This is a genomic window from Ensifer sp. ENS11, from assembly GCF_014851895.1.
Classification (GTDB): domain Bacteria; phylum Pseudomonadota; class Alphaproteobacteria; order Rhizobiales; family Rhizobiaceae; genus Ensifer; species Ensifer canadensis.
On record NZ_JACVAN010000043.1, the window covers coordinates 1 to 7,492 of the forward strand.

General features: G+C 55.5%; 5 protein-coding genes. 2 read left to right on the top strand and 3 right to left on the bottom strand.

Annotation, left to right across the window (positions count from 1 at the left end; translation table 11 throughout):
* Nucleotides 1–90: 90 nt before the first annotated feature.
* From IB264_RS34065 to IB264_RS34080, 3 genes are read right to left on the bottom strand one after another with little or no spacing between them, the layout of a single operon-like run.
* Nucleotides 91–1,041: a hypothetical protein gene (locus IB264_RS34065; protein WP_192435348.1), complete on the bottom strand. Its 951-nt coding sequence runs from the start codon at nucleotides 1,039–1,041 to the stop codon at nucleotides 91–93.
* Entirely contained in the window at nucleotides 1,031–1,750 is a 720-nt protein-coding gene (locus tag IB264_RS34520; protein WP_210335720.1) for a hypothetical protein, read from the bottom strand. Before IB264_RS34520 ends, IB264_RS34065 begins: the two co-directional genes overlap by 11 nt.
* Complete coding sequence (locus IB264_RS34080; RefSeq protein WP_192435354.1) at nucleotides 1,747–2,316, bottom strand: hypothetical protein; 570 nt, start codon at nucleotides 2,314–2,316, stop codon at nucleotides 1,747–1,749. Before IB264_RS34080 ends, IB264_RS34520 begins: the two co-directional genes overlap by 4 nt.
* Before the next feature lie 444 nt (nucleotides 2,317–2,760).
* Here IB264_RS34080 and IB264_RS34085 point away from each other — a divergent pair, with 444 nt between their 5' ends.
* Nucleotides 2,761–6,990, top strand: a complete 4,230-nt coding sequence (locus IB264_RS34085) for a HigA family addiction module antitoxin (protein WP_210335721.1) — start codon at nucleotides 2,761–2,763, stop codon at nucleotides 6,988–6,990.
* 16 nt (nucleotides 6,991–7,006) lie between these two features.
* A complete protein-coding gene (locus tag IB264_RS34090) occupies nucleotides 7,007–7,276 on the top strand; it encodes a hypothetical protein (protein ID WP_192435356.1) in 270 nt (89 codons plus the stop codon).
* Nucleotides 7,277–7,492: the final 216 nt, after the last annotated feature.

Genomic DNA, 7,492 nt, shown 5'->3' on the forward strand with positions numbered 1-7,492 from the left:
GGTTGACCCCTTCATGCTCGGAGGACTCCGGCCGTTCGTCACCCCTGGTCCGATCAAAGCCTCGCCGATACCGTCAACGAGGCACACGCCTCAGCCCGCGCCCCTCCCGCGCGAGCGGGTTCGTTCGGTGGCGCAAATCGGCCTTCTGCCGCATTGATGCTCTTGTTGTGTTCTCATGATGGCGCATAATGTATCGACTGGAATCGTCGATCGACCGCGCAAGGCGGACCTTAGAGCGCCTTGCGGCAGGGAACTCAGACGGCGGAACGACGGTTGGTTGCATGTTCCTTTTGACCATCCGCGTCGGCCCTTTGGTTGGGTTCGAAGATAGAGATTCTTTGAGGACTTATCGTGCATGGCAAACACGAGGTGATCGCTGAACGAAATACGCAGCCGCAAAACGCTTCGATCGTCCCGGTCCGTCTCCGCCGATGATTGGTCGCCCGCAAGGAATTTGGCCTGATCCTTCTCGGGCAGCTCAGCCCAAAACCCGTCGGAGGCAAGCAGAAGCGTCCCCGAAAACTCCTCGCGTTCGAGGATGTCGGGGGGCTCGAACGCCCGAGAGCGGAAGCTTCTAGTCAGCAGGTGTCGGGTCGGGGATTGTGCGATGACCTTCAAGGGTATCTCGGCCAGAGCATTGGTCAATGTATGCGGCCTGGTTTGCCAGGCGATGACATCGTTCGTGTCGAGTTCCCCGAGCACACAATCACCGGAATGAAAGACGGTGATGGAATTGCGCCCTGTCGCATGGATGAGGAGGACGCTGGCGGACCCTCTTGGAAACTGCTCGCGCAAGTTCTCATGCAATTGCCTGAGAACATTCACCATCAGATCAGCGGTTATCGCCTCGGCGGTTTCGACAAACCAGTCCACCAGCATCTGTACGATTGCCCGGGCGTATCCACCGTTGGCTGCACCGTTCGTGGACCCGTCCACCACGGCGCCCAAGAACTCATTCTGGCGCATGCCGAACCCAGCATGATCGCGATTGTCGGAGGTCCGCGTGCCTTGTTGAGTTAGCCAGAGGGCTTCAATGTCCATGGACGACACCATCCGCACTATGGCTCATTGCGACGAAGCGATCCCGCACGAAATCGACGCGACCGGCGGGACCACGGATGTTGCCTTCAAGGAAGTCATCGAAGTCACGGTGCTCCAACAGCGCGCGAAACTGGCCGGCTATGAACTCCCGAACGTCGTCCTCTGTCGTGGTGATTTCGTCGAAGAGGCTTTCTCTTCCGTCGACGATAAGAAGAATGTCTTCCGCATCCCGGCTCATGAAAAGATCATCGTTTCCGCGCCCGGCAAAGGCTTCGAGCTTCGTCGCAAGAAAAAGCGCCGGCGTCAGCACCTGAATGGATAGGTCTTCTGAAAGCTGATGCTTCGTCGCCGTTTCGATGCCTTTCGCGTACCAGCGATTGCTGAAGCCGAGGATCTCTTCGTCGTCGGGCATGAAATCGACTTTGAGAGCACCAAGACGCATCCGGCATATCACCTCCTCGTCAGCCGCCTCCATAAAACCGCGCTGTCGAAGCTCTTCCTGGAGGTGCGCCCATCCCGCTTGGCCTGTCAGATCAACGATGAGATCAATGTCATCGGTGGCGCGAACATCCTCGAGCGTTACGGGATCGGTGATGAATAGCGCAGTAGTACAGCCGCCGACGAAGACCAGGCGCTCACGCAGATCCTCGCCAAGTGCGGCTGCAACGGCTTTGAGCATTTCTAGCAATTGAGCGCGGATCGCTGTCATTTACTCATGATCTTCGACTTGAGGTGATCGGTGGCGAGACCGACTTCCCGCTGGTTCCCGAGCCTAATCGCATCTACCAGTGCCAGGTACTCATAAAGTCGCTCGTCTTTCAAAGCGGCCTCCGGCACGCTTTTGAAAAGGGGATCGACCGCTTGACCCATCTCTCGTCCAGCGGAGTAGGGCCAGACGTAGTTATAGGTCCCGCCGCTGACGAGAAGCTCTTGAAGCATCGGCGCAGCAAACGCCGTGGGGACGCCGCGTTGTATCGGCCCTACCTTTGCGGGAAATACAAACCTAAGGCCATGGGTGATGAACTCGAAAAGGTTTCGCCGATGTGGCCGTGGTTCATTGGTGCGACTATCTTTCCGCGCGATCCCGGAAGCGACGCTTCTCTTGATCGACTGCGCGATTTCGGTTTTGCTAATCCCGAGCAGAGCTTCAAGATTTCGCACCGAATAAGGGTCGTCCCCGAGAGATTCAGATCGCAGTTGATCTGGCCCCTTTGTGAGTTCCTGGTCTTGCAGGCTGAGCAGCTTCAGCAGGACGATTACGTCTTGGCTCTTCATGGTGACTGTCCTCTGTCCTAGGACTGAGGACACTAAACACGAACTGTCCCGCTTTGTCAAAGCCAGAGTGGCCGAGAGATTTTAAGCATTGACAAACACGGCGCGTCATCGAGTTGGCTACCAACGAGATAGCTGGCCGATTCCGTTCAAGGCGAAGGATGAAAGTCGGATCTGGGGCCGACGTGTTCTGCTTGTCCGCTTGCGGCCTAAAAATTACATAAGCCCACATCCCGCTTCGAGGCAGCAATGATCCTATAGACCAAATCACCCTTTAGTTTCTTGGGAAGTCGGAAGGCGCTATTACTCGTAGCACGCGATTTAGCATAGCTGACAGATGCCGATCCACCGATGGAGCAACCAATGTCCAGGTGTCGATCCGGGCGCTGCCCTTGCCTGAAGCCGCACTGGTCGCCTTATCAGTCGCCGCGTCGGATCCTCGGGCGGATGGCACCATCAATCAGCGCACCCACTGTTTGTAAGGTGTTGCATTACACCATACAGATCGTGTATATTTCTTGTCGAACAAGGAGTGCATCTATGCCGGAAGAGCTCAGTTATCGCGCAGCTGATGGAGGAATTCCGCAGCATCCAGGACAGTATGTTCGCGAAACTGTTCTGCTTCCAAAGAAAATGACTGTCACGGATGCTGCCAAGTTGATTGGAATCAGCAGACCTGGGGTTTCGAACTTTTTGAATGGCAAGGTTGCCGCCACGGCAGAGATGGCGACTCGGCTCGAACGAGCATTCAGCATCCCCGCTCAAAAGCTTCTCGACATGCAGGCAGCATATGAAGCTGTGCAGGCCAAATCGAGGGGAGTCCCGTCTAATACGAAGACGTATGTGCCGCCATTCCTAACGATAAAGCGCAACGATATCGAGGAATGGGCGTCCAAGAATATTTCGGCGCGGACACGCCTTGCCGTATTATTGCGGACGCTCGTCAATTCCACAGGCATCGGCCTGACCAAGGTAGACTTTCCCGGCAACGACGACGCGGAACGGCCGGGATGGGACGGGTTCGTAGAAGCATCAGAGGGGACCCCTTGGATTCCGAGTGGAGCCTCCGGATGGGAGTTTGGTGTAAACGCCGACATCAAAGGAAAAGCCGACGGAGACTTCGCCAAGAGCGTCAAGGCTATCGGTAAAGCCGAGCGTATGGCGAAAACATTTGTGTTTGTTACGCCGAGGATGTGGTCCGGAAGGGATGGCTGGGTTGCCGATGCACGTTCCAAGGGACAGTGGAAAGATGTTCGCGCCTATGATGCGCAAAGTCTGGAGCAATGGCTGGAGCAGTCCCTAGCCGGCCAGACATGGCTCGCGAACGAAACCCACCATCCGTCGGAAGGTGTCCGGACGCTAGATAAATGCTGGGCGGACTGGGCTGAGGTAGCAAATCCCGCGCTATCGCCCGCACTGTTCAAATCAAGCATTGATGCGGCGAAGAGGAGGATGATTTCGCGCCTGTCGAAACAGCCGGATGGGCCAACGGTCATTGCGGCAGACTCCGCCGGCGAAGCGTTGGCGTTCCTTTCACAGTTATTCGGAGAAAGGGGCGGCGAAGAACTAATCGCGCAGCGGGATCGAGTCCTGGTGTTCGAGAAGCCAAGCGTTCTGCCGCGTCTGGCGCAAGGTACGAAGAACTTTGTTGCGGTGGCTGTCAGCCGCGATGTTGAGCGCGAATTTGCCCCGTTTGCCAAATCAATGCACACCATAGTCGTGTACCCGCGCAATGCGGCTGTCGAGCCTCACATCGTGCTGGAGCCAGTGAGCCATGAAACTTTCCGTGCGGCACTGGAGGAGATGAACTATGGTCGGGACGATATATCCCGTTTGGATAATGAGTCGGGACGGTCCCTGACCGTGCTTCGGCGGCGGCTCTCTTCCGTTCCTGCGGTGCGTACCCCTGCTTGGGCGGCGGACCCGAATACAGGGTCACGCCTCGTACCGTTCCTATTTGTTGGCGCCTGGAACTCGGCCAATCAAACTGACCGGGAAGCTCTTTCTCTGTTAGCCAATGATCTACCATACGAGATGCTGGAAAAGGAATGTCAACACCTAGTGCAGCTTGACGACGCACCGCTTTGGTCTGTTGGAGCCTATCGAGGTGTCATCTCAAAAATAGATTTGCTGTTTGCCATTTCTGGCTCGATTACCGCGAACGATTTGGAACGCTACTTCTCCATCGCACGGATGGTTCTTGGCGAAGACGATCCCAAACTGGATCTGCCTGAAAGCGAGCAGTGGGCAGCGGCCCTACATGGAAAAGCACGCGAATTTTCCGCGGCGTTCCGAGAGGGTATCTCCGAGACGTTAGTGCTTCTTGCAATACATGGGAACAATCTGCTCAAGAGCCGCCTCGGCTGGGATCTGGACCACGCGGCTGAGCGAGTTGTCGAGGATCTATTACCGACGCCTCTCACGACGCGCAAACTCGAAGCTAACGATCGCGATCTTCCCACATATGCTGAGGCGGCTCCGGATACCTTCCTGTCAATTGTCGAACGCGATCTGAAATCAGGCGATCCCGCCGTTCTCGGCCTCTTGCGTCCGGTCAATCCCGGTGTATTTGGAGGCCATCCAAGCCGCACAGGCTTACTTTGGGCGTTGGAGGGCCTGTCGTGGAGTACGGCAACGCTCCCACGCACCGCACGCATTCTCGCACGCCTTTCCGAAATCGAGATCAACGACAACTGGATCAACAAGCCCATCAATTCACTGGGCGCGATATTTCGAGCTTGGATGCCTCAAACGGCAGCCGGCCACGATGAGCGAATTGCTCTCCTTGAAGCCCTGGCGGAGAAGCATCCCAATGTCGCCTGGAAGATATGCGTTGAACAATTCGAAGCGCATAGGCAAATAGGCCATTACAGCCATAAACCGCGTTGGCGCCCAGATGGTTATGGTCATGGTGAGCCAATCACCACTTGGGGACCCATCATGTCTTTCAGTCGCGCAATGGTAAACATGGCGTTGAATTGGCCGAACTACACGCGCGAAAATCTGTGTGACCTGATAGAACGCATCCACGATGTTGATGATGATGCCCAAGCGAAAATCTGGGAAATTGTGCGATCCTGGGCCGCTCGTGCAAGTGACGATGACAGGATGGTCGTCCGCGAAAAGGTCCGTGTAACGGTCAAGTCTCGTCGCGGTGTGCGGCGGGCGGAAACATCAGGACGGGTCATCATGACTCCGGATGCACAATCAGCCTATGCGGCTTTGGAACCAACGGACATCCTGAGCCGCTATCAATGGCTTTTCAAGGACACCTGGGTCGAGGAATCTGCGGATGAACTCGAAGAGGAAAGTTTCGACTACAAGAAGCGAGATGAGCGGATCAAAAACCTGCGTGTGGCGGCGCTGCGCGAGATAATTTCCGTTCGCGGGCTCCCAGGAGTTTTTAAGGTAGCGGAAAAAGGTAAGGCCGCATGGCAGGTCGGATGGTTGCTTGCCAGAGAAGTTCTGCCAGCGAACGAGCTCTCGGACACGCTTTTTACGGCGTTTCAATCAACCATTATGTCGGAATCTTGGCCTAAGAAGAACTTGGTTTCGGGTGCGTTACACGCCCTCTTCGATCCCGACGAGCGCTCCGCTGTTCTTCGCGTCATCTCTGAGCGACTTACCGGAGAAGAGACAGCTAAGTTGCTGCTCTTAGCGCCCTTCCGCCGCAACACCTGGGAGATGGTGGATATTTTGGAGGAAGCCGAACGCGCTACTTATTGGGCCAACGTGGCGGCGGATTGGATACATGATTCCGATACGGAAAACAGCGAAGCTGTTGAGCGCCTGCTGACAGCCCAACGACCGCGGGCTGCGTTCGCATGTATTCGCCTCCAACCGTCAAAAATCGAAGCAACACTACTATACAGGTTGCTCAATGAGATGGCGAAGGGCGGAAAAGAGGAACCTGATCAGTATCAGTTAGATCAGTACAGCATTAAGGAAGCTTTCAAAGCACTCGAAAAATCCCCGGAAATTACGCTCGACCAAAAGGCGGTTTTGGAATTCGCATATCTCGATGCGCTTGCACGCCCGTGGAGCAGCGACGAAGAACACAGGATACCAAACCTTGAGAAATACATAGAGTTGCATCCTGAGATGTTCGTGCAAGCGGTGGTATGGGCTTATAAGCGTAAAGACAACGGTGAAGATCCGCCGGAATACAAGGTCGATCCTGACAGCTTTCAGCATTTCGCCGAACGCGGATACCGTTTGTTGGAGGCCATCGAACGTATCCCGGGACAAGACGAACCGGAAGAACACCAAACCAACTTTCTAGCAGGATGGACAAAAGCGGTCCGCGACCTTTGCGCGGACCTTGCGCGGGGAGACATCGCTGACGTCTGTATGGGGAAGCTATTTTCTAGTGCGTGGATAGGAAAGGATGGAGTTTGGCCCTGCGAGCCTATTCGGCAAGTGATGGAGGATATCCAATCGGAAAGTATTTCGGACGGTGCTCGTACCGGACTTTATAACTCCCGTGGAGCTGTTTGGCGCGGAGAAGGTGGAGATCAAGAACGTGAGCTTGCTGAGAAATATCGCCGCTGGGCCGTCGGCCTTCAATACTCCCACCCGTTTGTGTCCTCAACTCTGCTTATGGGGATGGTGAAGACATATGAAAGGGAAGCAAATCGCGAGGATTTGGAAGCCGGAATAAGGCGACGTTTGCGTTGAGATGAGCGGAAGGGGGATGGCCCACCCGGCTGTTGGCGCTTTTGACGGAGACCGCCTCGACCTCGGGTCATCCCTGTCCGCTTTGGAAGTTGCTGCTGAGATCGGCGGAACGACTGGAGTGAGGGTGCTTGCCGATCCGCAGCTCACGACCCCATTGCGGACGTTCACTGGCACAAAAGTCTTCGTCGCGACCTTTTACACGTTAAGCTTTCTGGATTCGAAGTTCAGCTACCTCAACTACTCGAATCGAGTATTGTGGATTCCTGTTTTGACGTTCACCGTATGACCAAGCGATGGGGAAAGTGTAAATGGCAAAATGTACTGCACCAGTTCGCGGGCATACGGGCGGCGGCGCGGCGTCCTGCCCTGCGTGCTCTAGGCTCAGGACCTATTAATTTCGTTTGAGATGTGATTCACGGTTTCCGACAGGAGGCCGTGATGGATGATTTGTTTTTGTTGAGCGAGCGCCAGATGGCGCGGATCGAACCGCACTTCCCTTTGG

Coding starts and splice junctions, on each gene's coding strand:
- IB264_RS34085 (WP_210335721.1), top strand. CDS start 2,761: ATGGCACCATCAATCAGCGCACCCACTGTTTGTAAGGTGTTGCATTAC.
- IB264_RS34090 (WP_192435356.1), top strand. CDS start 7,007: ATGGCCCACCCGGCTGTTGGCGCTTTTGACGGAGACCGCCTCGACCTC.
- IB264_RS34080 (WP_192435354.1), bottom strand. CDS start 2,316: ATGAAGAGCCAAGACGTAATCGTCCTGCTGAAGCTGCTCAGCCTGCAA.
- IB264_RS34520 (WP_210335720.1), bottom strand. CDS start 1,750: ATGACAGCGATCCGCGCTCAATTGCTAGAAATGCTCAAAGCCGTTGCA.
- IB264_RS34065 (WP_192435348.1), bottom strand. CDS start 1,041: ATGGACATTGAAGCCCTCTGGCTAACTCAACAAGGCACGCGGACCTCC.